The following is a 23,166-nucleotide window of genomic DNA, read 5'->3' on the forward strand; positions in this document are numbered from 1 at the left end:
GGATAGCCGCGCGGGCGCTGCCCGGGGTCGTCACGCTGCATGTGCGGGGCGGGGAGGAGGGCGGGACCGGGACCGGGTTCGTGCTGGACGGGCGAGGGCACATCCTCACCAACAACCACGTCGTGGCGCCCGCGTCCGGCGGTGGGGACATCACCGTGACGTTCAGCAGCGGCGACACCGCCGAGGCGGAGGTCGTCGGCCGGGACAGCGGGTACGACCTGGCCGTCGTCCGGGTGAAGGGCGTACGGGGGCTCACCCCGCTGACCCTCGGCGACTCCGACGCCGTTCGCGTGGGCGACCCGGTCGTCGCGATCGGCGCCCCCTTCGACCTGGCCAACACCGTCACCTCCGGCATCGTCAGCGCCAAGGACCGCCCCATCACGGCGGGCGGCGAGAAGGGCGACGGCACCGGCGTCAGCTATGTCGACGCGCTCCAGACCGACGCCCCGATCAACCCCGGCAACTCCGGCGGCCCCCTCCTCGACGCCCACGCCCGCGTGATCGGCGTCAACTCCGCCATCCGCTCCGCCGACCGGGACTCCGACTCCACCGAGAGCCGCTCCGGCTCGATCGGCCTCGGCTTCGCCATCCCGGCCAACCAGGCCCGCCGGGTCGCCGAGGAACTCATCAACTCCGGCCACGCCACGCACCCGGTGATCGGTGTGACCCTCGACATGGACTACGCCGGGGACGGCGCCCGTATCGACACCGAGGGCGGCGCGAGCGGTCCCGCCGTGCTGAAGGGCGGACCGGGCGACCGGGCCGGACTGAAGCCGGGCGACCTGATCACCGGGGTCGACGGACACCCCGTCCACTCGGGTGAGGAGCTGATCGTCAGGATCCGCGCCCACCGCCCCGGCGACCGTCTCCGTCTGACCGTGGGAAGCCCCGGCGCCGAGCACACCGTCACGCTGCGTCTGGGCGCATCCGGCCGGAACTGACGCAAGTCTCACCTCGGGGCGGTACCGGTCCGGCGGGTGCGCCGGGTACCGTGGGGCGACCGAGGACACGCAAGGAGCTTTCAGGTGTTCAATGACATAGGGCCGCTTGAGCTGGTCACGCTCATCGTCCTCGCCGTGCTCGTCTTCGGTCCGGACAAGCTCCCCAAGTTCATCCAGGACGTCACGCGCACGCTCCGGAAGATCCGGGAGTTCTCGGACAACGCCAAGAACGACATCCGCAGCGAGCTGGGCCCGGAGTTCAAGGACTTCGAGTTCGAGGACCTCAACCCCAAGGCGTTCCTGCGCAAGCAGCTCGACAACGACGAGCTGGGCCTCAAGGACATCCGCAGCACCTTCGACCTCAAGCGCGAGATGGCCGAGCTGACGGACTCCGTGAACGGCCACGACACCGCCGCAGCGCTGCCCGGCCCGACCTCCTCGGCCCCGGCCTCCGCCGCGTCCGGCGGCCGCGTCGACATGACGAAGAAGCCCGAGGCCCCGAAGGACGACCGCCCGCCCTTCGACGCCGACGCCACCTGACGCGGGGGACGGCTTCACCCGGTCGGCCCCGCGCCGCCCGAACAGATCACGACACGCCACGAAACCCGCCTCACCGGGCGGGTTTCGTCGTGTGTACCAGCCGGACATCCCGCCTTCGGCCGCCCCCACAGCCCCGTGCGCCCGTCGCATTCCGGGCAGCCCTCAGCGGTGTGGATATGCTGCCGAGTTGTTGTGCGGACCGGACGCTTACGCCCGAAGGGGGGCGGGCCCTTGCCCCGGTCCGACGAGAACGAGGAGGCGTCCGGGCAGATGGAGACCACAAGTCGGGTAAGCGCGCAGACGCCGGCCACCGAGAGCGGCCGGCGCGGCCCCCTCGGCGGCCGGACGGTCGACGGCTATCTGCGCGCGCCCTTCCCCTGGTACGGCCTCGACGAGGCGTTCACGGGGCACCGCTGGCTGCTCCAGGTCGGCCTGGCCGCCGACGGCGCGGTGGAGCACGGTTCGATCGGGCACGGCGACGAGCCCTCCGTGCGCAACGAGCACAGCGCGAACTCCTCGGACGAGCAGCGGGAGAAGTTCGCCGTCGTGGTCACCGTGCCGGTGAACCCCTCGCGCCGCAGCGCGGACGGCACCGGGCTGCTGGAGGCCACCTCGGTCTCCTCGGCCGCCTGGCTGGCCGGGGTGGGCCTGCTGTCGGTCACCTGGCCCGGCCAGATGGACCACACCCTGCGCGACGACTGGCTGGACCAGCAGACCGAGACCGCGTGGGCGCTGGCCGACGACCTCGACGGCTCGGAGTGGGCGAGGCTCTCCCTCCCGGTGGACGGCGTGGCCACGCCCTTCCACTACCGGGAGTCGGAGTTCGGCTGGGTGCTCGCCGGCGCCACCGAGGCGGGCGTCCACATCGGCGCGTACGGCCGGGGGATGAGCGCCTACGGGCTCGGCTTCGCCGTCGTCAAGGACATCGGCGCCTACGCCTGAGAACACGACGGGAGGGGGCGCCGGCGTAAGCCGCCGGCGCCCCCTCCCGTCGTGTCCGGACTCAGAACTTGTTGCGCGGGGTGATGCCCAGCGACAGCCCCGACAGACCGCGCTGACGGCCGCCCAGCTTGCCCGCGATGGCACGCAGGGCCGAGCCGGCCGGGGAGTCGGGGTCGGTCAGCACGACCGGCTTGCCCTCGTCGCCGCCCTCGCGCAGCCGTACGTCGATCGGGATGCTGCCGAGCACCGGCACGGTCGCGCCCGTGGTGCGGGTCAGACCGTCCGCGACGAGCTGGCCGCCGCCGGTGCCGAAGATGTCCACCATCTCGTCGCAGTGCGGGCAGGGCAGCCCGGACATGTTCTCGACCACACCGACGATCTTCTGGTGGGTCTGCACCGCGATGGAGCCCGCGCGCTCGGCGACCTCGGCCGCGGCCTGCTGCGGGGTGGTGACGACCAGGATCTCCGCGTTCGGCACCAACTGGGCCACCGAGATGGCGATGTCACCGGTGCCCGGCGGCAGGTCCAGCAGCAGCACGTCCAGGTCGCCCCAGTACACGTCCGCCAGGAACTGCTGGAGCGCCCGGTGCAGCATCGGGCCGCGCCAGACGACCGGGGCGTTGCCCGGGGTGAACATGCCGATGGAGATGACCTTCACGCCGTTCGCCGACGGCGGCATGATCATGTTCTCGACCTGGGTGGGCTTGCCGTCCGCGCCCAGCATGCGCGGCACGCTGTGCCCGTAGATGTCCGCGTCCACCACGCCGACCTTCATTCCGTCGGCGGCCAGCGCGGCCGCCAGGTTCACCGTCACCGAGGACTTGCCGACGCCGCCCTTGCCGGAGGCGACCGCGTAGACGCGGGTGAGGCTGCCGGGCTTGGCGAACGGGACCTCGCGCTCGGCCTGCCCGCCGCGCAGCGCGTTGGCCAGCTCCTTGCGCTGCTCGTCGCTCATCACGTCCAGCGTGACGTCCACCCGGGTGACGCCCTCGACGCGGGAGACCGCGTCGGTCACCCGCTGGGTGATCGTCTCGCGCATGGGGCAGCCGGAGACCGTCAGGTACACCGTGACCGCGACCGCTCCGTCCGCGCCGATCTCCACCGATTTGACCATCCCGAGTTCGGTGATGGGTCGGTTGATCTCGGGGTCGTTCACCGTCGACAGCGCTTCGCGCACCGCGTCTTCCGTAGCCATAGGACGATGGTACGGCGCCCGTGGGGGCCGACGGGTAGTGCCTCAGCGGTCGTCTGCGTCACGCCCCGCGGGGCGGCTTGTCCGTTCCGTCTCCAGTTCGCGTACCAGATCCTGCAACTCGGACCTGATCCAGTCGCGGGTGGCGACCTCGCCGAGGCCCGCGCGCAGGGCGGCGATCTCGCGGGTCAGGTACTCGGTGTCCGCGATGGACCGCTCGTTCTGCTTGCGGTCCTGCTCCAGGTTTACCCGGTCGCGGTCGTCCTGCCGGTTCTGCGCGAGCAGGATCAGCGGGGCCGCGTAGGACGCCTGGAGGGAGAGCATCAGGGTCAGGAAGATGAACGGGTAGGAGTCGAACCGCACCACGTCCGGCGCGGCGATGTTCCACACCACCCAGACGATGATGACGACCGTCATCCAGACGATGAAGCGTCCGGTGCCCAGGAACCGGGCGATCTTCTCCGACAGCCGGCCGAACGCCTCCGGGTCCCACTCCGGCAGCACCCTGCGGCGCGGCGGGCGCGGCTGGTCCAGGCGTGGCACGCGCGGACGGGACGCCGTGGCGCCCGCGGGGGCACGGTCGCGGGCCTCGCGGCCGCCCTCGCGCTCAGCCATGCGCACCCGCTTCGCGCCCGGCGCCGGTCTCCGGCAGCTCGTCCAGGTGGAACTCCGTCTCGCGCCAGTCCTCGGGGAGCATGTGGTCCAGCACGTCGTCCACGGTCACCGCGCCCAGCAGCGAACCGGACTCGTCCACCACGGGGGCGGCGACCATGTCGTACGTGGCGAAGAAGCCGGCGATGACGGGAAGCGTGGCGTCGGGGGCGAGGGGCTGCAGGTCGTCGTCGAGCTGTGAGCTGACCAGGGTGTACGGGGGGTCGCGCAACAGCCGCTGGAAGTGCACGGTGCCCAGGTACTTGCCGGTCGGCGTCTCGTCCGGCGGGCGGCAGACGTACACCTGGGCGGCGAGCGCGGGGGAGAGGTCGGGGTTGCGTACCCGGGCGAGCGCGTCGGCGACCGTGGCGTCCGGACGGAGCACGATCGGCTCGGTGGTCATCAGGCCGCCCGCGGTGTGCTCCTCGTACGACATCAGGCGGCGCATGTCGGCCGCGTCATCGGGCTCCATCAGGCTGAGCAGCCGCTCCTTGTCGTCCTCCGGCAGCTCGCCCAGCAGGTCGGCGGCGTCGTCGGGGTCCATGGCCTCCAGGACGTCGGCGGCGCGCTCCTCCTTCAGCTTGCCGAGGATCTCGATCTGGTCGTCCTCCGGCAGCTCCTCCAGCACGTCGGCGAGCCGGTCGTCGTCCAGGGCGGCGGCCACCTCCGCGCGCCGCTTGGGGGAGAGGTGGTGCAGGACGTTGGCGAGGTCGGCGGGGCGCAACTGCTCGAAGGTGGCGAGCAGGTTCTCCGCGCCCTGCCCGTGCTCCTCCAGGGAGAACCCGGTGACGGCCGACCACTCCACGGTCAGCGTCTCCCCCTTGGCCCGGCGGAAGGCGCCGCCCTTCCTGCCCTTGCGGACGAAGACCCGGTCCACCTCCCATTCGCGGCGGGCGGGCAGCTGCTGCACGGAGAGGTCGAGGACGGTGACCTCCTCGTCGGTCTCCACCAGCTTCACCCGGCGGTCCAGCAGCTCGCCGAAGACCAGGCGCTCGGTGGGCCGCTGCTCGAAGCGGCGGACGTTGACCACACCGGTGGAGATGACCTGGCCGGAGTCGATGCCGGTCACGCGGGTCATCGGCAGGAAGATACGGCGCCGGGTGGACAGCTCCACGACCAGCCCGAGCACGCGGGGCGGACGGCGGCCGACGCGCAGCATCACGACGATGTCGCGGACCCGGCCGACCTGGTCGCCCGCCGGGTCGAAGACGGGGACCCCGGCGAGGTGCGACACGAAGATCCGGGGGACACCGGCTGCCATCTGTGCTTCCTTTGCCGTGCTCGGGACGCGGAGAGAATTGGTTGGGATTCGCTCTGATATGGCCACGCTTGTGCGCTTCAGGCTAGCCCGTACCGATCGGAAACGCCCCGGTGGGGGGTCCGGACGGACGGGCTCCGCTCGGGGCGCGTGCCCCCGGTACGCTGCCGTACGCCCATTCGGCACCGGCAGAGAGGCAGCCCCACCTGTGACTGCGATTCCCCAGGCACGCATCCGGAGAACCGCGCGGGTGGCCGCGCTGTGCGTGCTGGCCGCGTCGGCACTGACGATGCTGACGGGATGCGGCGAGGAGGACCCGGACGCCGGGACCAACGGGGTGGGCCGGCTGCCCGCGCGGAAGATCCAGACACAGAGCCGGGCCGCGGCCGACGCGGCACCGGCGGTGCACCTGGCCGGGACCGTCGTCACCGGCGGGGTCGCCTTCAAGCTGGACATGCGGCTGAAGTCCGGCGGCGGCAGCGGCTCGGTGACCTCCAAGGGCTCCACCTTCCAGCTGCTGCGCGTCGGCGACGAGCTGTACGTGAAGGCCGACGCCGCCTTCTGGAACCACGGCGGTGACACCTCCGCCGCGGGCAAGCTGGACGGCAAGTACGTGAAGGTCCCCCAGAAGGACCCGGCATACCGGAAGTTCAGCGGCTTCACCGAGAAGGACGTGCTGCTGCCCGCCCTGCTCACCCTGCACGGCGAGCTCGCCACGGCCGGCCACCACACCCAGGCCGGCACCCGCACGATCCGGGTCACCGGCGACGGCGGTCCCGGCGGCACCCTCGACGTCTCCCTGGAGGGCAGGCCCTACCCGCTGCGGCTGGTGCGCGGCGGCGGCGCCGGCACGCTCACCTTCTCCGAGTGGGGCAAGGACTTCCCCGCCGCCGAGCCCGCCAAGTCCGAGACGGTCGACTACGGCGGCCAACTGCCCGGCTCCTGAAGCCTGGTGGTCTAACTCCGCCTGCGCCGCCGGCCCAGCAGCCTGGGCAGCGCGGCCGGTGCCGGGAGGCGGGTGGTGGCCGGGGTGGGCAGCGGGGGCTCGGCCAGGCTGCCGGTGGGCCGGGGCTCCACCGCCCCGGTGGGGACCAGGCGCAGCACCGTGCAGTCGCGGGCCCAGCGGGCCGGGATCTCCTCGGCGCCGGTCGCGTTGAGCCGCTTGCCCTTCAACTCGGCCACGGCCGCCTCCCATTCGGGGGAGGCCGGGTCCAGGCGGTGCGCGGTGGCCCGCCAGGTGACGAGCCGGCCGCCCTTGTCCTTGCTGCGCACGGCCACCTCGGCCGCACCGCCGTCGGTGAGACCGGGCAGCGGCTGCTCGCCGGCGCCGTCACCGACCAGCACGGCCGCGCCCTCGTGCCAGACGTGCCAGAGCGGGCGCGCGGCGGGCGCCCCGGCGCCCCGGACCCAGATGAGGCCGGACTTCTTGGTGGCCTCCTCGATGAGGGCCTGGTCGAAAAGGGCCTGTGCGGGCGGCTCGGTGGTCATGCGCCCAGCCTATCCAGCGGCGCTCAGAGCCAGCCGTTGCGCTTCAGCGTGCGGTGGATACCCAGACACAGGGCGACCGTGACGCTCATGATCACCGGGTAGCCGTACTTCCAGTGCAGCTCGGGCATGTACGTGAAGTTCATGCCGTAGACCCCGCACACCATGGTGGGCACGGCGATGATCGCGGCCCAGGCGGTGATCTTGCGCATGTCCTCGTTCTGCGCGACGGACGCCTGCGCCAGGTTGGCCTGGAGGATCGAGTTCAGCAGCTCGTCGAAGCCCATGACCTGCTCGTGCACCCGGGCCACGTGGTCGGCGACGTCACGGAAGTACTTCTGGATGTCCGGGTCCACCAGCCGCATCGGCCGCTCGCTCAGCAGCTGCATCGGACGCTGCAGCGGGGCGACCGCGCGCTTGAACTCCAGTACCTCGCGCTTGAGCTGGTAGATCCGGGCCGAGTCGACACCGCGCGAGACACCGCCGTTGCGGCCCGGGGAGAAGACCTCCGTCTCCACCTCGTCGATGTCGTCCTGCACCGAGTCCGCGACCGCGATGTAGCCGTCCACCACATGGTCGGCGATGGCGTGCAGCACCGCCGAGGGGCCCTTGGCCAGCAGCTCGGGGTCCTCCTGGAGCCGGTGGCGCAGCGCCCGGAGCGAGCCCTGACCGCCGTGCCGGACGGTGATGAAGAAGTCCCGGCCGGTGAAGCACATGACCTCACCGGTGTCGATGACCTCGCTGTTGGCGGTGAGCTGGTCGTGCTCCACGTAGTGGACGGTCTTGAACACCGTGAACAGCGAGTCGTCGTACCGCTCCAGCTTCGGGCGCTGGTGGGCCTGGACCGCGTCCTCCACGGCCAGCGGGTGGAGCCCGAAGGCGCTCGCGATGCCGGCGAACTCGGCCTCGGTCGGCTCGTGCAGGCCGATCCAGACGAAGCCGCCGTCCCGGCGCGCCTCGCGCATCGCCTCCTGCGGGCTGAGGGTGCGTCCGCTCTCCACCCGGGCGCCGTCGCGGTAGACGGCGCAGTCGACCACGGCCGAGGACGTGGTGGTGTCGGGCTCGAAGGGAGCGGCCGCCTCCTTGTGCGGGACCGGGCGGGCGGACGGTCGGACCACGGCTCGCAGGTCGCGGATCATCGACATGGGCAGGCTCCTTCGCGGGCGGGCAACGAAAGTGCGCCTGCGACGGGTGGAACTACCCGGAATGGGGACGTTCGGACTGCATGGGTTTGGCACGTCCACAAAGCGGGGAGCACCGCACCGTCGCGGTGGCGACTTCGCTACTGATGCAGGACTGAGTGAGATCAGGCAGATCAGGCAAAGCGAAACGAAGTGCTCTTCCGGACGGCGAAGCGAACGAAAAGGTGGCGGTCAGCCAGGAATGACATCAACAGCCGGAAGAGCGAGTGGTACTGCACGGTCGACTTCGATCCATGACAGCCCCACCTCCTCCGGCCGGTCCCTCGTAAGGGAGTCTCATCGGCGTCGGGGACTCGACGGCGAGCATGTGCACGCGGCCCCGAACCACCGGCTCAGCGTAGCAGCAGCCCATCGTGTCAAGGCGCAGCTTTGCCTGCCGCTGACGAGATCTATGCTCACCGCATGGTTGATGTTCTTCCTCTGGTCGAGGCGCGGCTGAACTCGGCGCTCGGTGAACCGGACGCGCGTGCCTCGGTCACCTTCCTCGGCGCCGACCGCATCGAGGTGCTGCGCTTCCAGGAGGGGGACGTGGTCCGCTACGCCACGCTGGGCATGTCGGCGCACCCCATGAGCGACCCCACGGCCATGGTCGTCGACCCCATTGAGGGGCCGCGTGCCGAGCTGGTCCTCTCCGTCCGCGCAGGCATCACCGACACCGGTCCCGTGCTGCGCCCGCTCGCCGTGCTCGCCGCGTCCCCGCAGGTCGAGGGGGTGATCGTGGCACCCGGTGCCTCACTGGACGTGGGGGAACCGCTGTGGCCCGGCGCGCCCTTCACCTCGGTCCTGGTGGGGGAGCCGGGCGGGCTGGTGGAGGACCTGGAGCTGGACGCCCCGCTGGACCCGGTGCGCTTCCTGCCGCTGCTGCCGATGACACCGAACGAGGCGGCGTGGAAGCGGGTGCACGGGGCCGCGGCGCTGCAGGAGCGGTGGCTCGGTCACGGCACGGATCTGCGCGACCCGAACCGGGCGTCGGTGCCGCTGGGGCCGTCGCCGGAGTGAGGCCGGGTGCGGCCGGAGTGAGCAAGCTCACCAAGTGCCGTACAAAAGTGCCCAGTTGGCCGGACTCCGGAATCGGGCCGGGGCCGTACGGGTGATCGTCCTTGACGTGCGGCGGCCGGGGTAGGACCGTGGGGCTCTATGAGGGGCGAACCCAGTTGCCCGAGGTGTGGTGGCCGGGTCCGGGCGCCCGGTCTCTTCGCCGACACGTGGCAGTGCGACACGCACGGCGCGGTGTACCCGCTGCAGCCCGTGATCCCGCCCAGCGTCGAGGCCCTCACCGCCGTGGTGCAGCGCACCCGCGTCCCGCTGTGGATGCCGTGGCCGCTGCCGGTCGGCTGGCTGTTCACCGGCGTCGCCTACGCGGGCGACGCCCCCGGCGGCGGCCGGGCCACCGTGGTGGCCTGCTCGGGACCCAGCCCGCTCGGCGGTCCGGGCGAGCTGATCCTGGTCGCCGAGGAACTGGGTGTCGGCCTCGGCGCGCGGTACGCGGGCCTCGACGGCCCCGACCCCGGCCCCTACCTGGACATGGAGAAGCCGCCGCAGGCCAAGGTGCTGGCGACCGGCCGTCCCACCCCGCTCTGGCACGTCGACGGTGTCCCGGACGACCGCGCCGTCTTCGCCGGCGAGGCGCTCGGCGTCTGGCTGTGGGCGGTCACCTGGCCCGCGCAGTCCGGTCTGCTGATGTACGACGAGCTGGTGCTGACCGACCTCCGGGACGCGGGCCCCGAGGTGGACCTGGTGCCCTGCGGGGCGCTCTCGCCCCGGCTGGTGCGGCCCGACCTGTAGGGGGCGCCTCCGGGGAGCGGGGGTGACAGGGCATGCCGTACGCGCGGCTATCCTTAGGTGTCCTCACCGTCCCCGCGAGCCGTCTGGAGCAGCCGTGCGCATCGACCTGCACTGCCACTCCACCGCCTCCGACGGCACGGACACCCCGGCCGAGCTGATGCGCGCGGCCGCCGGCGCGGGACTGGACGTGGTCGCGCTGACCGACCACGACACCACCCGTGGACACGCCGAGGCCCTGGCCGCCCTGGCCGCGTTGCCCGAGGGGTTCACCCTCGTCACCGGCGCCGAGCTCTCCTGCCGGATCGACGGCGTCTCCCTGCACCTGCTGGCCTACCTCTTCGACCCCGAGGAGCCCGCCCTGCTCGCCGAGCGCGAGCTGGTCCGGGACGACCGGGTGCCGCGTGCCCACGCGATGATCGCCAAGCTGAACGCGCTCGGCGTGCCGGTCACCCGGGAGCAGGTCGAGCGGATCGCCGCCGGGGGCACGCTGGGCCGGCCGCACATCGCGTCCGCGCTGGTGGAGCTGGGTGTCGTCCCGACCGTGAGCGACGCGTTCACGCCCGAGTGGCTGGCCGACGGCGGGCGGGCCTACGTCGACAAGCACGAGACCGATCCGCTGGAGGCGATCCGGCTGGTGAAGGGCGCGGGCGGCGTGACCGTCCTCGCCCACCCGGCCGCCGCCAAGCGCGGCCGCACGGTGTCGCCTGACGCGATCGCCGCGATGGCCGCCGCCGGGCTCGACGGGCTCGAGGCCGACCACACCGAGCACGACCAGGCCACCCGGACCCGCCTGCGCGGCCTGGCGAAGGACCTGGACCTGCTGGTCACCGGTTCCTCGGACTACCACGGCACCCGCAAGACCGTCGCGCTCGGCGAGAACTCCACCGATCCCGAGGTCTACGGCGAGATCATCCGCCGGGCGACCGGCGCGTTCCCCGTACCGGGGACCGGCGGGGCCTGAGCCCCGGCGCCGCCTTTCTGCTTTCCCCCAACCCGATCACCCGCACGTCCGCCGTGCGCGCCCGCTTCGTGCCCCTGAGGGGGCTCAGGGTGCCGTACGGCGGTGGCTCCATCATGCAAGGCACACGATGTTCGACCTCGCCGTCTTCGGCTCCCTGTTCCTGACCCTCTTCGTCATCATGGACCCGCCGGGGATCACCCCGATCTTCCTCGCCCTGACCGCGGGGCGGCCCGCCAAGGTCCAGAAGCGGATGGCCTTCCAGGCCGTCTGTGTGGCGGGCGGGGTCATCGCCGTCTTCGGCGTCCTCGGCCACCAGATCCTGAACTATCTCCACGTCTCGGTCCCGGCGCTGATGATCGCGGGCGGACTGCTGCTCCTGCTGATCGCACTCGATCTGCTCACCGGCAAGACCGACGAGCCCAAGCAGACCAAGGACGTCAATGTCGCCCTGGTTCCGCTGGGCATGCCGCTGCTCGCCGGGCCCGGCGCGATCGTCTCGGTGATCCTGGCCGTACAGAAGGCCGGAAGTGTCGCCACGCAGGTCTCGGTGTGGGCGGCGATCCTCGCCATCCACGTCGTGCTGTGGCTGGTGATGCGTTACTCGCTGCTGGTCATCAAGGTCATCAAGGACGGCGGTGTCGTCCTGGTGACACGGCTCGCGGGCATGATGCTCTCCGCGATCGCCGTGCAGCAGATCATCAACGGGGTCACTCAGGTGATCCGGGGAAGCTGAGACTCGGCCTCGGCTTCCCCGGAAGGCTTGAGTGTGTCGTGCGCCCTACGAGGCCGGGCAGCCTTCTGCGGGGCGGATCCACAGGCGCTGGCCGATGGCGGCCGCCTGCTGCACGATCCGGTTGACGGAGGCGGCGTCCACGACGGTGCTGTCCACGGTCGAGCCGTCGACCTCGTCGAGTCGCATGATTTCGAAGCGCATGAAGGCTTCTCCCTTCGTCTGGTCATCCTCCAGTGGAGAACTACTGGTGTGCGACGTGTTGTCGCGGTGTCACATGTCTAGACAACGAACGGCCCACCGCAAACATTCCCTACGCTAAGGAAATTTTTTCACGGGCTAATTACTGTCAGGTAAAAAGGCTTCGCGACGGGACTGACGGGGACCGGTTGTGTTCGCAGCGTGACGGCCGGGACAATGGACTCGATGAACGAAGACCTGGCGGCTCTGGGTGCCCGCATCGACCACACCAACGAACTGCTGCAACGCATGCTCGTCGAGGTGGCGAAAACACCCTCCACCCACGCGATCTTCGTGGACGCGGGCTACCTCTACGCGGCCGCCGGCCGCCTGGTGGCCGGCACCGAGGACCGCCGCGCCTTCGACCTGGACGCCGAGGGTCTGATCGACGCGCTCATCGACAAGGCCCGCTCGATCTTCGCCGACAGCCGCCTGCTGCGTGTGTACTGGTACGACGGCGCCCGTCGCCGCATCCACACCGCCGAGCAGCAGTCGATCGCCGAGCTGCCCGACGTCAAGGTCCGCCTCGGCAACCTCAACGCCCACAACCAGCAGAAGGGCGTCGACTCCCTGATCCGCACCGATCTGGAGTCCCTCGCCCGCCACCGCGCCATCAGCGACGCGGCGCTCCTCGGCGGCGACGAGGACCTCGTGTCGGCGGTCGAGGCGGCGCAGGGGTACGGGGCTCGGGTCCACCTGTGGGGCATCGAGGCGCCCGAGGGCCGCAACCAGGCCGAGCCGCTGCTGTGGGAGGTCGACAGCCAGCGCACCTTCGACCTGGAGTTCTGCAAGCCCTACGTCTCGCGCCGCACGGCCGCCGCCTACGAGGCCACGGGCAACCGGCCCACCCGTGAGGACGTGCGCTTCGTCGGCGCCCAGATCGCGGCGAAGTGGCTGGTCTCGCGGGGGCGGGACAGCCTGATGGAGCTTCTCCCCGGCCACCCGTACCTGCCCGGCTCGGTCGACCAGGATCTCCTGGTGGAGGCGGAGGGGCTGCTCCAGTACTCCCTGCGCGGCCAGGCCGACCTGCGCCGGTCCCTGCGGGACGGCTTCTGGGAGCACCTGCAGACGCAGTACTGACAGCGGTGAGGCCCGGCCCCCTGTCGTAGGGGGCCGGGCCTCAGCGGGTGCTGCTTACGCCTCGGTGGGCTCCGCGGCCGCGACCTTGCGGGTACGGCGGCGCGGCTTGACCTCCGGCTCCTCGGTCGCCTGCGCCGGGATGTCCGACGCGACGGCCTTGGCGGCGGTCTTGCGGGTGCGACGCGGCTTGGCCTCGGCGGCCTCCGTGACTTCGGCCGTCTCGGCGGCCTTGGCGGCGGCGGTCTTGCGGGTACGGCGCGGCTTGGCCTCGGCCTCGGGGGCCTCGGCAGGCTCCGTCGCGGCCGTCTTGGCGGCGGCGGTCTTGCGGGTACGGCGCGGCTTGGCCTCGGCGGCCTCGGTGACCTCGGCCGTCTCGGCGGCCTTGGCGGCGGCGGTCTTGCGCGTGCGGCGGGGCTTGGCCTCGGCCTCGGGCGCGGCCTCGACCGCGTCCACGGCCGTCTCCGCGGCAGCCGCCTTGCGGGTGCGGCGCTTGGGCGCCTCGGCGACGGGCGCCTCGACGGCGGCCTCGGGAGCCGCCTCCACGGCCTTGCGGGTACGGCGGCGGGGCTGCTTCGGGGCCTCGGCCACGGCGGCCTCGGGGGCCGCCTCGGCGACGGGCGCCTCGACGGCGGCCTCGGGAGCCGCCTCCACGGCCTTGCGGGTACGGCGGCGGGGCTGCTTCGGGGCCTCGGCCACGGCGGCCTCGGGGGCCGCCTCCACGACCGGCGCCTCGACGGCGGCCTCGGTCACGGCCGGAGCCGCCTCGGCGCGCTTGCGAGTGCGGCGACGCGGCTGGGCGGGAGCCTCGGCCACGACCTCCTGCGTCTGGACCGTCTCGACCGTCTCGACGGCGGCGGGGGCAGCTGCCGCCTCGCCCGACCCACCGCGCGTACGGCGACGGCGGCGCGGGGTGCGGGGTGCCTGCGGCTCCTCGACGGAGGTGGTCTCCGCCGGGGCGGCACCGGCCTCCACCGGCGCACCGCCGCGCATCCGGCGGCGACGGCGCGGAGTGCGCTCGGAACGGTCCGCACGCTCGCGCTCCGGCGCGGCCTCGGGACGCCCGCCACGGCCGGGACGGCCACCGCGCGCACCGCGGCCGCCGGTCTCGCCGAGGTCCTCCACCATCTCCGCGTCGAGCCCGGCGCGCGTGCGCTCCGAGCGCGGCAGGACACCCTTGGTGCCGGCCGGGATGTCGAGGTCGGAGAAGAGGTGCGGGGACGTCGAGTACGTCTCCACCGGGTCGTTGAAGTCCAGCTCCAGCGCCTTGTTGATGAGCTGCCAGCGCGGGATGTCGTCCCAGTCGACGAACGTGACGGCCGTGCCCTTGTTGCCGGCGCGGCCGGTGCGGCCGACGCGGTGCAGGTAGGTCTTCTCGTCCTCGGGGGACTGGTAGTTGATGACGTGGGTCACGCCGCCGACGTCGATGCCGCGCGCGGCCACGTCGGTGCAGACCAGCACGTCCACCTTGCCGTTGCGGAAGGCGCGCAGCGCCTGCTCGCGGGCGCCCTGGCCGAGGTCGCCGTGGACCGCGCCGGAGGCGAAGCCCCGGCGCTGGAGCTGCTCGGCGATGTCGGCGGCGGTGCGCTTGGTACGACAGAAGATCATCGCCAGACCGCGGCCCTCGGCCTGCAGTATGCGCGCGATCATCTCCGGCTTGTCCATGGAGTGGCCGCGGTAGACGAACTGCTTGATGTTGGCGACCGTCACGCCCTCGTCGTCCGGCGCGGTGGCGCGGATGTGCGTGGGGCGGGACATGTAGCGGCGGGCGAGACCGATGACCGCGCCCGGCATGGTGGCCGAGAACAGCATGGTCTGACGCTTGGCCGGCAGCATGTTGACGATCTTCTCGACGTCGGGCAGGAAGCCCAGGTCGAGCATCTCGTCGGCCTCGTCCAGCACCAGGCACTTGACGTGGCTGAGGTCCAGCTTCTTCTGGCCCGCCAGGTCCAGCAGCCGGCCGGGGGTGCCGACGACGATGTCGACGCCCTTGTTCAGGGCCTCGACCTGCGGCTCGTAGGCACGGCCGCCGTAGATGGCGAGGACGCGGACGTTGCGCACCTTGCCGGCGGTCAGCAGGTCGTTGGTGACCTGGGTGCACAGCTCGCGGGTGGGCACGACGATGAGCGCCTGCGGGGCGCTGGTCAGCGCCTCGGGGGCGGCACGGCCGGCCTCGACGTCGGCGGGAACGACGACGCGCTCCAGCAGCGGCAGGCCGAAACCGAGGGTCTTGCCCGTGCCGGTCTTGGCCTGGCCGATGACGTCGCTGCCCGACAGGGCGACCGGAAGGGTCAGCTCCTGGATCGGGAAGGGGTTGATGATGCCGACGGCTTCCAGGGCCTCGGCGGTCTCGGAAAGAATGCCGAGGTCACGAAATGTCGTAGTCAGGGTTTTGCCTCTTCTTGTGTGCGCGGCGCGAGGCGAGCGCGGGGATCATGTCTGACCGTGCCGGGCACGTCGGCCGCCGTACGGGCGAACCAACTGGGGCAAGCCGTAAGACACGGGACCTCTGCCGACGCTCTAGCGCTCGAACCGCTAAGGATGTCCCTCCGCTCGCCGTACGCGCGGTGCCGTACGGCCCAGGAGGGCTGTCAGGTCGGAGCCGATCGGGCCACCGACCGGGCATCCTCATACGTGCGCCACTGCACAAAGGCGTTGAGCGCACCGAACATCGTCGGCGCACTCAGCAGGCGCAATACCACCATACCCCGGATTGCCGCACACGCGATGGCCGAATTGGTCACGTAGTCGTGGTCACAGTGGTTGACCAGGGGCTTCCAGAAGGGGGTGAGCGGGCTATTGTGCGCCTCATGACTAGCTCTGACAAGCCTGAGAACTCCGAGAACGCGGGCGCCCCCACCGGTGTCGCCGCCCAGGACTGGGCGACGGCCGCGGCGGACCCGCAGTACCGCGCCGCCGTCGTGGACCTGCTCGGCGCGCTCGCGTACGGCGAGCTGGCCGCGTTCGAGCGGCTCGCGGAGGACGCCAAGCTGGCGCCGACCCTCGCGGACAAGGCGGAGCTGGCCAAGATGGCCTCGGCGGAGTTCCACCACTTCGAGCGGCTGCGCAACCGGCTGACCGAGATCGGTGCCGAGCCCACCGCCGCGATGGACCCCTTCGTCGCCGCGCTGGAGAGCTTCCACAAGCAGACCGCGCCCTCGGACTGGCTGGAGGGCCTGGTGAAGGCGTACGTCGGCGACTCGATCGCCAGTGACTTCTACCGCGAGGTCGCGGCCCGCCTCGACACCGACACCCGGGAACTCGTTCTCGCCGTGCTGGACGACACCGGGCACGCGGAGTTCGCGGTGGAGAAGGTGCGTGCGGCCATCGACGCCGACCCGCGCGTGGGCGGGCGGCTCGCGCTGTGGGCGCGGCGGCTGATGGGCGAGGCGCTGTCGCAGTCGCAGCGGGTCGTCGCGGACCGGGACGCGCTCTCCACCATGCTGGTCGGCGGGGTCGCGGACGGCTTCGATCTCGCGGAGGTCGGCCGCATGTTCACCCGGATCACCGAGGCGCACACCAAGCGGATGGCCGCGCTGGGCCTCGCGGCCTGACCGACCGTCAGGGGCGGCTACGCGGGCGCGGATCGCCGGCGGAGCCGCCCGGCGGGGCGCCACAGCAGCGACAGGGACGCGGCGGACACGACGGCCGCGCCGAGCAGGGTGAGCAGGACCGGGGCCGGGCCCAGGGCGCTGTGCGTGACGAAGTCCCCGAAGAGCGCACCGGCCACCGCGGTGGCGAAGACCAGCGGGCGGGCGGGCAGCCGGTGCGGCAGGCGGTGCGCCGCCGCGAAGGCGAGGACGAGTCCGAGCGCGGCCGAACCGAGCACTTCGAGGATCATCGAGGGGTCCCTCCCACGTCTGCGTGCTCATGCGGTCACAGCCCGACATACCCGTGACCTGCGCGTTGCAATCCTCTCCTGAGCCCACCGGATGCGCGAGCCGCCCGCGCCGGGGACAGCGAAAAGGGCCCCGTGGCGGGTGCCACCGGGCCCTTCACGGAACTGGCGCCTACAGCGTGCCGAAACCGACCTTGCGCGCGGTCGGCGCGCCGATCTCGACGTACGCCAGACGGTCCGCGGGGACCACGACCTTGCGGCCGCGCTCGTCCTCCAGGCTCAGCAGCGGCGACTTGCCGGCCAGGGCGTCGGCCACGACGCGCTCGACCTCCTCGGCGCTCTGACCGCTCTCCAGAACGATCTCGCGGGGCGCGTGCTGCACGCCGATCTTGACCTCCACGGCTATGTCCCTCCGACGGTCAGTGATGTGCGCGTTCTGCCGCGCCGTACCCAGCACACATTAGCCCGGTGAGGGGACGCGCATGCTTCTGGCGGGAACGCCATCAGCGAACACGCCGCACCGGCGCGTCGGCGGGTCAGTGGTGGTCGGTGCCGTGCAGCGGGAATCCGGCGATCCCGCGCCACGCCAGCGAGGCGAGCAACTGCACCGCCTGGTCGCGCGGCACGCTGCGGTCGCTGTGCAGCCAGGAACGCGCCACCACCTGGGCGAGGCCGCCGAGCCCGGAGGCCAGCAGCATCGACTCCGCGCGGGACAGGCCGGTGTCCTCCGCGATGACGTCGCAGATCGCCTCGGCGCACTCGGTGGTCACCTTGTCGACGCGCTCGCGCACGGCCGGCTCGTTCGTCAGGTCCGACTCGAAGACCAGACGGAAGGCGCCGCCGTCGTGCTCGATGTACGCGAAATAGGCGTCCATGGTCGCCCGTACGCGCTGCTTGTTGTCGGTCGTCGAGGCGAGCGCGGCGCGCACGGCCTGGATCAGGGCCTCGCAGTGCTGGTCCAGCAGGGCCAGGTAGAGGTCGAGCTTGCCGGGGAAGTGCTGGTAGAGCACCGGCTTGCTGACTCCCGCGCGCTCGGCGATGTCGTCCATCGCGGCCGCGTGATAGCCCTGGGCGACGAAAACCTCCTGGGCAGCGCCCAGCAACTGGTTGCGCCGGGCTCGGCGCGGCAGACGGGTGCCGCGCGGGCGTGCTGCCTCTGTTTGCTCGATGGCTGTCACGCCGCCTCCCAATGTCGTCCTCATGCGGTGTCGGCCGCGCGGCCATCGTACTTTTCGGTAACCCCGGCGTGCGCGGTGCGAGCGCAGAATTTCACGTACCGGACGAGCGCGAAAGCCGTGGCCCCGGCCCCGGTGCGCGACTGGTCAGCGGTAGTCGTCGTCGTCGATCCTGACCACGCGGGCCTGCTCGATGAGATCGCCCTCGCTCCCCCGGGCCGGGTCCAACTCGGTCAGCGGCTCGTCCCGCTCCTCCGTGAGGGGGGTGCGCTGCTCCGCGGCGTCGGGCTCGGGCGCCTCGACATCCTCGATCCCCGACTCGGTGTCGTCGTCGGGGCTCTCGATCTCGTCCGGCTCGATCTCGATGGGGTCGTGGGCCATGACGGCCTGCCTTTCTTCCAGCTTCCGCGCAGGAATCTCTTCCTGAACCTCTGGCTCGGGCGGGTACCCCGCGGCTGCGCTGTCATACGAGCCTAGGAGACCGCCCAGGGCCGCGCCACGCCGTCGGCGGTACCGGACGGGCGCCCCGGGTGTCCCTGCCTGTGAGGGCGAACACATGAGCTGCGGTGTGATCGTCTCGTAACATTGCCACATGTCTTCGACCGAGTCACCCTCCGTGCCGGCCGCGAGCGTGCTTCCCCGGGTCGCACCCGTAAGGGTGGGCGAGGGCGAGCGGATGAGGTCGGTGCGGCTGCCGGGGGTCACCCTGACGGTGCGGTCCCGGCCGCCCGCACGGGAGGGTCTCGAGCCCGCCCTGTTCGTGCACGGGCTCGGCGGTTCCTCGCAGAACTGGTCCCTGCTGATGGCCGCGTTGGACGGGGTCGTCGACTCCGAGGCCGTCGACCTGCCGGGCTTCGGCGACTCCCCGCCGCCGGACGACGGCGACTACTCCGTCACCGGGCACGCGCGCGCGGTCATCCGCCACCTGGACGCGGCCGGACGCGGACCGGTCCATCTGCTGGGCAACTCGCTCGGCGGCGCGGTCGCCACGCGTGTGGCCGCCGTCCGTCCGGACCTGGTGCGCACCCTGACGCTGGTCTCGCCCGCCCTGCCGGAGCTGCGCATCCAGCGCAGCGCGGTCCCCACCGCCCTGCTGGGCGTGCCCGGTGTGGCCGCGCTGTTCAACCGGTTCACCCGTGAGTGGACCGCCGAGCAGCGGGTGCGCGGGGTGACGGCCCTCTGTTACGGCGACCCCACGAGCGTGACGCCGGAGGCGTTCGGGTACGCGGTGGAGGAACTGGAACGGCGCCTGAGGCTGCCGTACTTCTGGGACGCGATGACCCGCTCCGCGCGCGGGATCGTGGACGCCTACACCCTGGGCGGGCAGCAGGGGCTGTGGCGGCAGGCCGAGCGGGTACTCGCGCCGACCCTGCTGGTCTACGGTGGCCGTGACCAACTCGTCGGCTTCCGTATGGCCGCCAAGGCCGCCCGCTCCTTCAGGGACTCCCGTCTGCTGTCCCTGCCGGACGCCGGGCACGTGGCGATGATGGAATACCCGGAGCTGGTGGCCAGGGCGTTCCGCGAACTTCTCGCGGAGAGCGCCGCATCGGGCGCCACGGACGCGGAGAACTGAGGGCAGGGGTGGGACGACACAGTCGCCGGGGACCGGCTCCCAAGGGGGACGCCTCGGCCATAGAAGGCGCCGACCCGGCGGCCGCGGACACCCGGGACGTCGCCGGGACGGGAGACTTCGCCACGCGCCCGCGCCCGCGGGGCGGTGAGTCATGGAGTGCCGGATCTCAGGGTGGCTTCGGCGCGACCGTGAGCGGTGCCGGACGCCATGTCCCCTCGGACCGGCGCGAGGATGACGGGGCGCCGGGCGCCTTCGGGTCCGCGCGGGGCGGTCACCCCGAGCAGCGTGAAGAGGGCGGCGGCTGGGGCGAGTTCGGGAACCGGCGTGCCACGCCGGCCCCCTTCCCGAGGCAGCGGCGCGCGGAGCCGGCGGACGCGGGCTCCGGCCCCCGCCGTGAGTACCTGGACGCCTTCGCCGAGGGTGCCGCACCCCGGGCGCCCCGGCGGGCCGAGGTGCCCGAGCCGAGGACCGCGCCGGACGAGGGCGGCGCGCCTCCGGCGACCGTGCCCGCCGCCCGGCACGGCGGCAAGGGGCGGGCCTTCACCGGGGTCGCGGCCGCCGCCGTGACCACCGTGCTCGCCATCGTCGTCGCCGGCCAGGTGGCCGACGGCCGCGCCCAGGGCGAGTCGCGGGCCCAGGCCGCGGGAGGCGGCCTGCCGCCCGCCGCCCAGGCCGTGCCCTCCAGCGCGCCGAGCGCCGTCCCGCTGACATACGCCCAGAAGATGGGCCGGCTCTATCCCCTGGGGGCGGCCCTCAAGGGTTCCGGCAAGTTCGACACCGTGCCCGGCTCGGCGAAGGCGCCCGGCAAGGGCCCGAAGATGACGTACCGGGTCGATGTCGAGCAGGGGCTCGGCCTGGACGGCGCGTTGTTCGCCGACGCCGTGCAGCGCACTCTCAACGACGACCGGAGCTGGGCGCACGGCGGGGAGCGCGCCTTCGAGCGGGTCTCCACCGGCAAGCCGGACTTCGTGATCACGCTGGCCAGCCCCGGCACGACCGCCGAGTGGTGCGCCAAGTCGGGCCTGGACACCACCGAGGACAACGTCTCCTGCGACTCGGCGGCCACCGAGCGCGTGATGATCAATGCCTACCGCTGGGCGCAGGGCAGTGTCACCTACGGGGACGCCAAGATCCACGCCTACCGCCAGATGCTGATCAACCACGAGGTCGGCCACCGGCTCGGGCACGGGCACGTCACCTGCCAGAAGGACGGCGCGATCGCCCCGGTGATGCAGCAGCAGACCAAGTTCCTCGACCACGACGGAATCCACTGCCTGCCCAACGCCTGGCCGTATCCCAAGAGTTGACGTACAAGCAGCCGCAGGAGTTGACGGGGGTGGACTCATGTCACATTGACATGAGTCGCAAGTTCGTTCATATTTCTGCGCATGTGGTCCCGTCACTCCGTCTTCCGCAGCGCCGCCATCGAGCTGGCGCTCATCGGTGTGACCGCCCTCTGCGTGGCCGACATCGACTGTCGCTGACGCCGCCTTCCTGGCGTCCGCGTCGATGCGTGCCCTCTTCATCCTGCCGCCCGTGAGCTTCCTCGCGGGATCTCTCGACGACTGACGCCGGGGCCGGCACCTGTCCGCAGGTGTCTCATTCCTCGTCCGCATGTCTCACCCCTCGGACAATCCGGGGGGTCCCCCCGAGAGGTCGTCATTTCCGATGCGTCAATCGTCCGTCATAGCGCGCCGCGTGGCAGCGGCATCCGTCGGCCTGGTCGTGGCAGCGGGCGCCGCCGCCTGCGGCCCTGAGGACAACGATGCCAAGGGCGCCGGTGGCGACTCCACGCCCCACAAGGGCGGCACCCTCACCGTGCTGAACGCCGAGGCCCAGACCGACTTCGACCCGGCCCGCCTCTACACCTCCGGCGGCGGCAACGTCCCCTCGCTGGTCTTCCGCACCCTCACCACGCGCAACCGCGAGAACGGCGCCGAGGGCGCCAAGGTGGTCCCCGACCTCGCCACCGACACCGGCCGCCCCAACAAGGACGCGACCGTGTGGACGTACACCCTGAAGAAGGGGCTGAAGTACGAGGACGGGACGCCGATCACCTCGGCCGACATCAAGTACGGCATCGAGCGGTCCTTCGCCCCCGAGCTCTCCGGTGGCGCGCCCTACCTGCGGGACTGGCTGAGCGGCGCCGCCGACTACCAGGGGCCGTACAAGGACAAGAAGGGCCTCTCCGCGATCGCGACGCCGGACGCGCGCACGATCGTCTTCCATCTGAACAAGCCCGAGGGCGAGTTCCCCTACCTCGCCACCCAGACGCAGTTCACCCCGGTGCCGAGGAGCAAGGACACCGGCACCAAGTACGAGCAGCACCCGGTCTCCTCGGGGCCCTACCGGGTGGTCAGGAACCAGAACGACGGCGAGCGCGTGCTGCTGGAGCGCAACCCGCACTGGAGCGGTGACGACGAGCGCAAGGCGTACCCGGACAAGGTCGACGTGCGCTCCGGGCTCGACTCCTCCGTCATCAACCAGCGGCTCGCCGCCTCGCAGGGCGCCGACAAGGCCGCCGTCACCACCGACACCAACCTCGGCCCGGCCGAACTCGCCCGCGTCAGCGGCGACAAGAGCCTCGCCGCCCGCGTGGGCACCGGCCACTTCGGTTACACGAACTACATCGCCTTCAACCCGAAGGTGAAGCCGTTCGACGACCCCAAGGTGCGCCAGGCGATCTCGTACGCCGTCGACCGCTCCTCGGTGATCAACGCGGCCGGTGGTTCCGCGCTCGCCGAGCCGGCCACCACCTTCCTGCCCGACCAGAAGTCCTTCGGGTACACCCCGCACGACCTGTTCCCGGCGGGCAAGTCCGGCAACGCGGCCAAGGCGAAGGAGCTGCTGAAGGAGGCCGGGCACCCGAACGGGCTGACCGTCACCCTCACGCATTCCAACAGCAAGGACTTCGAGACCAGCCCGGAGATCGCCACCGCCCTCCAGGACGCCCTGAAGAAGGCCGGGATCACGGTCAGGCTCCAGGGTCTGGAGGACAACGACTACCGGGACAAGATCCACAGCATCAAGACCGAGCCCGGCTTCTTCCTCGCCCACTGGGGTGCCGACTGGCCCTCCGGCGGCCCCTTCCTCGCCCCGATCTTCGACGGCCGCCAGATCGTCAAGGACGGCGCGAACTTCAACACCGGTCTGCTGGACGACAAGTCGGTCAACACCGAGATCGACGCCATCAACAAGCTGACCGACCTGAACGCGGCCGCCGCCCGCTGGGGCGCGCTGGACAAGAAGATCGCCGGACAGGCCCTCGTGGTCCCGCTGTTCCACCCCGTCTACAAGCGCCTGTACGGCTCGGACGTCAAGAACATCGTGATCAGCGACTGGACCGGCGTGCTGGACATCTCCCAGGTCGCGGTGAAGTGACCCGGTGAGCGAAGCACTCGTCGCCGTCGAGGCCGCCGGGGCGGACATCACCGCCCCGGCGGCCTCGGGGGCCCGTCAGTTCTGGCGGCGGCTGCGCGCGCAGCGGGCCGCCCTGGTCGCCGCGGCCGTCGTCGCGCTCCTCGTCCTGGTCGCGCTCGCCGCTCCCCTGCTCACCGCCCTCGAGGGCCAGGACCC

Annotated in this window: 25 protein-coding genes and 1 pseudogene; 15 read left to right on the plus strand and 11 right to left on the minus strand. The window is 71.8% G+C overall.

Translation table 11 applies throughout. The features are described from left to right. The 3 genes from CCN33_RS11990 to CCN33_RS12000 all read left to right on the plus strand — a co-directional run. The coding region (locus tag CCN33_RS11990; protein WP_140394519.1) for a S1C family serine protease at positions 1 to 941 on the plus strand (941 nt) is incomplete at its 5' end. An 84-nt stretch (positions 942 to 1,025) separates the two neighbouring features. Next, positions 1,026 to 1,481: a sec-independent translocase gene (locus tag CCN33_RS11995; RefSeq protein ID WP_086693623.1), complete on the plus strand. Its 456-nt coding sequence runs from the start codon at positions 1,026 to 1,028 to the stop codon at positions 1,479 to 1,481. A gap of 270 nt (positions 1,482 to 1,751) precedes the next feature. Beyond that, on the plus strand, positions 1,752 to 2,423 hold the full coding sequence (locus CCN33_RS12000) for a hypothetical protein (protein WP_167387833.1): 672 nt from the start codon (positions 1,752 to 1,754) through the stop codon (positions 2,421 to 2,423). Between the two features lie 61 nt (positions 2,424 to 2,484). Here CCN33_RS12000 and CCN33_RS12005 read toward each other — a convergent pair whose 3' ends face one another. Genes CCN33_RS12005 through CCN33_RS12015 form a run of 3 tightly spaced genes read right to left on the minus strand, consistent with a single transcriptional unit; the run spans position 2,485 to position 5,527 of the window. Then, positions 2,485 to 3,618 carry an Mrp/NBP35 family ATP-binding protein gene (locus tag CCN33_RS12005; RefSeq protein ID WP_086693625.1) on the minus strand — a complete coding sequence of 378 codons (1,134 nt, stop codon included), beginning with the start codon at positions 3,616 to 3,618 and terminating at the stop codon, positions 2,485 to 2,487. A 42-nt stretch (positions 3,619 to 3,660) separates the two neighbouring features. Further along, the gene (locus tag CCN33_RS12010) at positions 3,661 to 4,230 is read right to left on the minus strand and encodes a DUF1003 domain-containing protein (protein WP_086693626.1); all 570 of its coding nucleotides are present in this window, start codon (positions 4,228 to 4,230) and stop codon (positions 3,661 to 3,663) included. Beyond that, positions 4,223 to 5,527: a magnesium transporter MgtE N-terminal domain-containing protein gene (locus CCN33_RS12015; RefSeq protein WP_086693627.1), complete on the minus strand. Its 1,305-nt coding sequence runs from the start codon at positions 5,525 to 5,527 to the stop codon at positions 4,223 to 4,225. Before CCN33_RS12015 ends, CCN33_RS12010 begins: the two co-directional genes overlap by 8 nt. A 205-nt stretch (positions 5,528 to 5,732) precedes the next feature. Between CCN33_RS12015 and CCN33_RS12020 the strand changes: the two genes are divergently transcribed. Beyond that, entirely contained in the window at positions 5,733 to 6,470 is a 738-nt protein-coding gene (locus CCN33_RS12020) for a hypothetical protein (RefSeq protein ID WP_208621726.1), read from the plus strand. 11 nt (positions 6,471 to 6,481) lie between these two features. On the opposite strand, the gene CCN33_RS12025 is transcribed toward CCN33_RS12020, so the two are convergent. Together CCN33_RS12025 and CCN33_RS12030 are read right to left on the minus strand one after the other, a co-directional pair. Then, the gene (locus tag CCN33_RS12025) at positions 6,482 to 7,012 is read right to left on the minus strand and encodes a hypothetical protein (RefSeq protein ID WP_086693628.1); all 531 of its coding nucleotides are present in this window, start codon (positions 7,010 to 7,012) and stop codon (positions 6,482 to 6,484) included. Between the two features lie 23 nt (positions 7,013 to 7,035). Further along, positions 7,036 to 8,154, minus strand: coding sequence for a magnesium and cobalt transport protein CorA (locus CCN33_RS12030; RefSeq protein ID WP_086693629.1), 1,119 nt, complete (start codon positions 8,152 to 8,154; stop codon positions 7,036 to 7,038). A gap of 459 nt (positions 8,155 to 8,613) precedes the next feature. On the opposite strand from CCN33_RS12030, the gene CCN33_RS12035 reads away from it, so the two are divergent. The 4 genes from CCN33_RS12035 to CCN33_RS12050 all read left to right on the plus strand — a co-directional run bounded on the left by CCN33_RS12035 (position 8,614) and on the right by CCN33_RS12050 (position 11,690). After that, positions 8,614 to 9,210, plus strand: coding sequence for a suppressor of fused domain protein (locus CCN33_RS12035; RefSeq protein ID WP_086693630.1), 597 nt, complete (start codon positions 8,614 to 8,616; stop codon positions 9,208 to 9,210). 138 nt (positions 9,211 to 9,348) lie between these two features. Beyond that, a complete protein-coding gene (locus CCN33_RS12040) occupies positions 9,349 to 9,996 on the plus strand; it encodes a DUF6758 family protein (RefSeq protein ID WP_086693631.1) in 648 nt (215 codons plus the stop codon). A gap of 94 nt (positions 9,997 to 10,090) precedes the next feature. Further along, complete coding sequence (locus CCN33_RS12045; protein ID WP_086693632.1) at positions 10,091 to 10,957, plus strand: PHP domain-containing protein; 867 nt, start codon at positions 10,091 to 10,093, stop codon at positions 10,955 to 10,957. Positions 10,958 to 11,084: 127 nt separating this feature from the next. Then, positions 11,085 to 11,690 carry a MarC family protein gene (locus CCN33_RS12050; protein ID WP_030807254.1) on the plus strand — a complete coding sequence of 202 codons (606 nt, stop codon included), beginning with the start codon at positions 11,085 to 11,087 and terminating at the stop codon, positions 11,688 to 11,690. A gap of 45 nt (positions 11,691 to 11,735) precedes the next feature. Here CCN33_RS12050 and CCN33_RS31970 read toward each other — a convergent pair whose 3' ends face one another. Continuing rightward, positions 11,736 to 11,891, minus strand: a complete 156-nt coding sequence (locus tag CCN33_RS31970; protein ID WP_086693633.1) for a hypothetical protein — start codon at positions 11,889 to 11,891, stop codon at positions 11,736 to 11,738. 213 nt (positions 11,892 to 12,104) lie between these two features. Between CCN33_RS31970 and CCN33_RS12060 the strand changes: the two genes are divergently transcribed. After that, a complete protein-coding gene (locus CCN33_RS12060) occupies positions 12,105 to 13,007 on the plus strand; it encodes an NYN domain-containing protein (protein ID WP_030807257.1) in 903 nt (300 codons plus the stop codon). 54 nt (positions 13,008 to 13,061) lie between these two features. On the opposite strand, the gene CCN33_RS12065 is transcribed toward CCN33_RS12060, so the two are convergent. Continuing rightward, positions 13,062 to 15,392: a DEAD/DEAH box helicase gene (locus tag CCN33_RS12065; RefSeq protein ID WP_244173772.1), complete on the minus strand. Its 2,331-nt coding sequence runs from the start codon at positions 15,390 to 15,392 to the stop codon at positions 13,062 to 13,064. A 422-nt stretch (positions 15,393 to 15,814) separates the two neighbouring features. On the opposite strand from CCN33_RS12065, the gene CCN33_RS12070 reads away from it, so the two are divergent. Further along, positions 15,815 to 16,558 (plus strand): ferritin-like fold-containing protein, encoded by a 744-nt coding sequence (locus tag CCN33_RS12070; RefSeq protein ID WP_391750692.1) that lies wholly within the window; start codon positions 15,815 to 15,817, stop codon positions 16,556 to 16,558. A gap of 17 nt (positions 16,559 to 16,575) precedes the next feature. Here the strand turns inward: CCN33_RS12070 and CCN33_RS12075 are convergent, their stop codons facing one another. The 4 genes from CCN33_RS12075 to CCN33_RS12090 all read right to left on the minus strand — a co-directional run bounded on the left by CCN33_RS12075 (position 16,576) and on the right by CCN33_RS12090 (position 18,398). After that, positions 16,576 to 16,845, minus strand: a complete 270-nt coding sequence (locus CCN33_RS12075) for a hypothetical protein (protein ID WP_086693635.1) — start codon at positions 16,843 to 16,845, stop codon at positions 16,576 to 16,578. A 169-nt stretch (positions 16,846 to 17,014) separates the two neighbouring features. Continuing rightward, on the minus strand, positions 17,015 to 17,242 hold the full coding sequence (locus CCN33_RS12080; RefSeq protein WP_030807269.1) for a DUF3107 domain-containing protein: 228 nt from the start codon (positions 17,240 to 17,242) through the stop codon (positions 17,015 to 17,017). 136 nt (positions 17,243 to 17,378) lie between these two features. Further along, on the minus strand, positions 17,379 to 18,020 hold the full coding sequence (locus CCN33_RS12085) for a TetR/AcrR family transcriptional regulator (protein ID WP_086693636.1): 642 nt from the start codon (positions 18,018 to 18,020) through the stop codon (positions 17,379 to 17,381). A gap of 144 nt (positions 18,021 to 18,164) precedes the next feature. Continuing rightward, entirely contained in the window at positions 18,165 to 18,398 is a 234-nt protein-coding gene (locus CCN33_RS12090; protein WP_086693637.1) for a hypothetical protein, read from the minus strand. 211 nt (positions 18,399 to 18,609) lie between these two features. Here CCN33_RS12090 and CCN33_RS12095 point away from each other — a divergent pair, with 211 nt between their 5' ends. From CCN33_RS12095 to CCN33_RS12110, 5 genes and pseudogenes are all read left to right on the plus strand, one after another. Then, entirely contained in the window at positions 18,610 to 19,590 is a 981-nt protein-coding gene (locus CCN33_RS12095) for an alpha/beta fold hydrolase (RefSeq protein WP_086693638.1), read from the plus strand. 8 nt (positions 19,591 to 19,598) lie between these two features. Further along, positions 19,599 to 20,897 (plus strand): DUF3152 domain-containing protein, encoded by a 1,299-nt coding sequence (locus CCN33_RS12100; RefSeq protein ID WP_208621727.1) that lies wholly within the window; start codon positions 19,599 to 19,601, stop codon positions 20,895 to 20,897. 81 nt (positions 20,898 to 20,978) lie between these two features. After that, the gene (locus CCN33_RS33645; protein WP_341866572.1) at positions 20,979 to 21,074 is read left to right on the plus strand and encodes an Ms4533A family Cys-rich leader peptide; all 96 of its coding nucleotides are present in this window, start codon (positions 20,979 to 20,981) and stop codon (positions 21,072 to 21,074) included. Positions 21,075 to 21,258: 184 nt separating this feature from the next. After that, positions 21,259 to 22,971, plus strand: a complete 1,713-nt coding sequence (locus CCN33_RS12105) for an ABC transporter substrate-binding protein (protein WP_086693639.1) — start codon at positions 21,259 to 21,261, stop codon at positions 22,969 to 22,971. A 4-nt stretch (positions 22,972 to 22,975) separates the two neighbouring features. Continuing rightward, positions 22,976 to 23,166: pseudogene (locus CCN33_RS12110) on the plus strand (ABC transporter permease); the annotation flags it as partial.

This window comes from Streptomyces recifensis (assembly GCF_002154615.1).
GTDB classification, from domain to species: Bacteria; Actinomycetota; Actinomycetes; order Streptomycetales; family Streptomycetaceae; genus Streptomyces; species Streptomyces griseoluteus.

Excerpts from the sequence above, each read along its gene's own strand:
- CCN33_RS12000 (WP_167387833.1), top strand. The coding sequence starts at position 1,752 with ATGGAGACCACAAGTCGGGTAAGCGCGCAGACGCCGGCCACCGAGAGC.
- CCN33_RS12005 (WP_086693625.1), bottom strand. The coding sequence starts at position 3,618 with ATGGCTACGGAAGACGCGGTGCGCGAAGCGCTGTCGACGGTGAACGAC.
- CCN33_RS12010 (WP_086693626.1), bottom strand. The coding sequence starts at position 4,230 with ATGGCTGAGCGCGAGGGCGGCCGCGAGGCCCGCGACCGTGCCCCCGCG.
- CCN33_RS12015 (WP_086693627.1), bottom strand. The coding sequence starts at position 5,527 with ATGGCAGCCGGTGTCCCCCGGATCTTCGTGTCGCACCTCGCCGGGGTC.
- CCN33_RS12025 (WP_086693628.1), bottom strand. The coding sequence starts at position 7,012 with ATGACCACCGAGCCGCCCGCACAGGCCCTTTTCGACCAGGCCCTCATC.
- CCN33_RS12030 (WP_086693629.1), bottom strand. The coding sequence starts at position 8,154 with ATGTCGATGATCCGCGACCTGCGAGCCGTGGTCCGACCGTCCGCCCGC.
- CCN33_RS12035 (WP_086693630.1), top strand. The coding sequence starts at position 8,614 with ATGGTTGATGTTCTTCCTCTGGTCGAGGCGCGGCTGAACTCGGCGCTC.
- CCN33_RS12040 (WP_086693631.1), top strand. The coding sequence starts at position 9,349 with ATGAGGGGCGAACCCAGTTGCCCGAGGTGTGGTGGCCGGGTCCGGGCG.
- CCN33_RS12050 (WP_030807254.1), top strand. The coding sequence starts at position 11,085 with ATGTTCGACCTCGCCGTCTTCGGCTCCCTGTTCCTGACCCTCTTCGTC.
- CCN33_RS31970 (WP_086693633.1), bottom strand. The coding sequence starts at position 11,891 with ATGCGCTTCGAAATCATGCGACTCGACGAGGTCGACGGCTCGACCGTG.
- CCN33_RS12060 (WP_030807257.1), top strand. The coding sequence starts at position 12,105 with ATGGACTCGATGAACGAAGACCTGGCGGCTCTGGGTGCCCGCATCGAC.
- CCN33_RS12070 (WP_391750692.1), top strand. The coding sequence starts at position 15,815 with ATGACTAGCTCTGACAAGCCTGAGAACTCCGAGAACGCGGGCGCCCCC.
- CCN33_RS12075 (WP_086693635.1), bottom strand. The coding sequence starts at position 16,845 with ATGATCCTCGAAGTGCTCGGTTCGGCCGCGCTCGGACTCGTCCTCGCC.
- CCN33_RS12090 (WP_086693637.1), bottom strand. The coding sequence starts at position 18,398 with ATGGCCCACGACCCCATCGAGATCGAGCCGGACGAGATCGAGAGCCCC.
- CCN33_RS12095 (WP_086693638.1), top strand. The coding sequence starts at position 18,610 with ATGTCTTCGACCGAGTCACCCTCCGTGCCGGCCGCGAGCGTGCTTCCC.
- CCN33_RS33645 (WP_341866572.1), top strand. The coding sequence starts at position 20,979 with ATGTGGTCCCGTCACTCCGTCTTCCGCAGCGCCGCCATCGAGCTGGCG.
- CCN33_RS12105 (WP_086693639.1), top strand. The coding sequence starts at position 21,259 with ATGCGTCAATCGTCCGTCATAGCGCGCCGCGTGGCAGCGGCATCCGTC.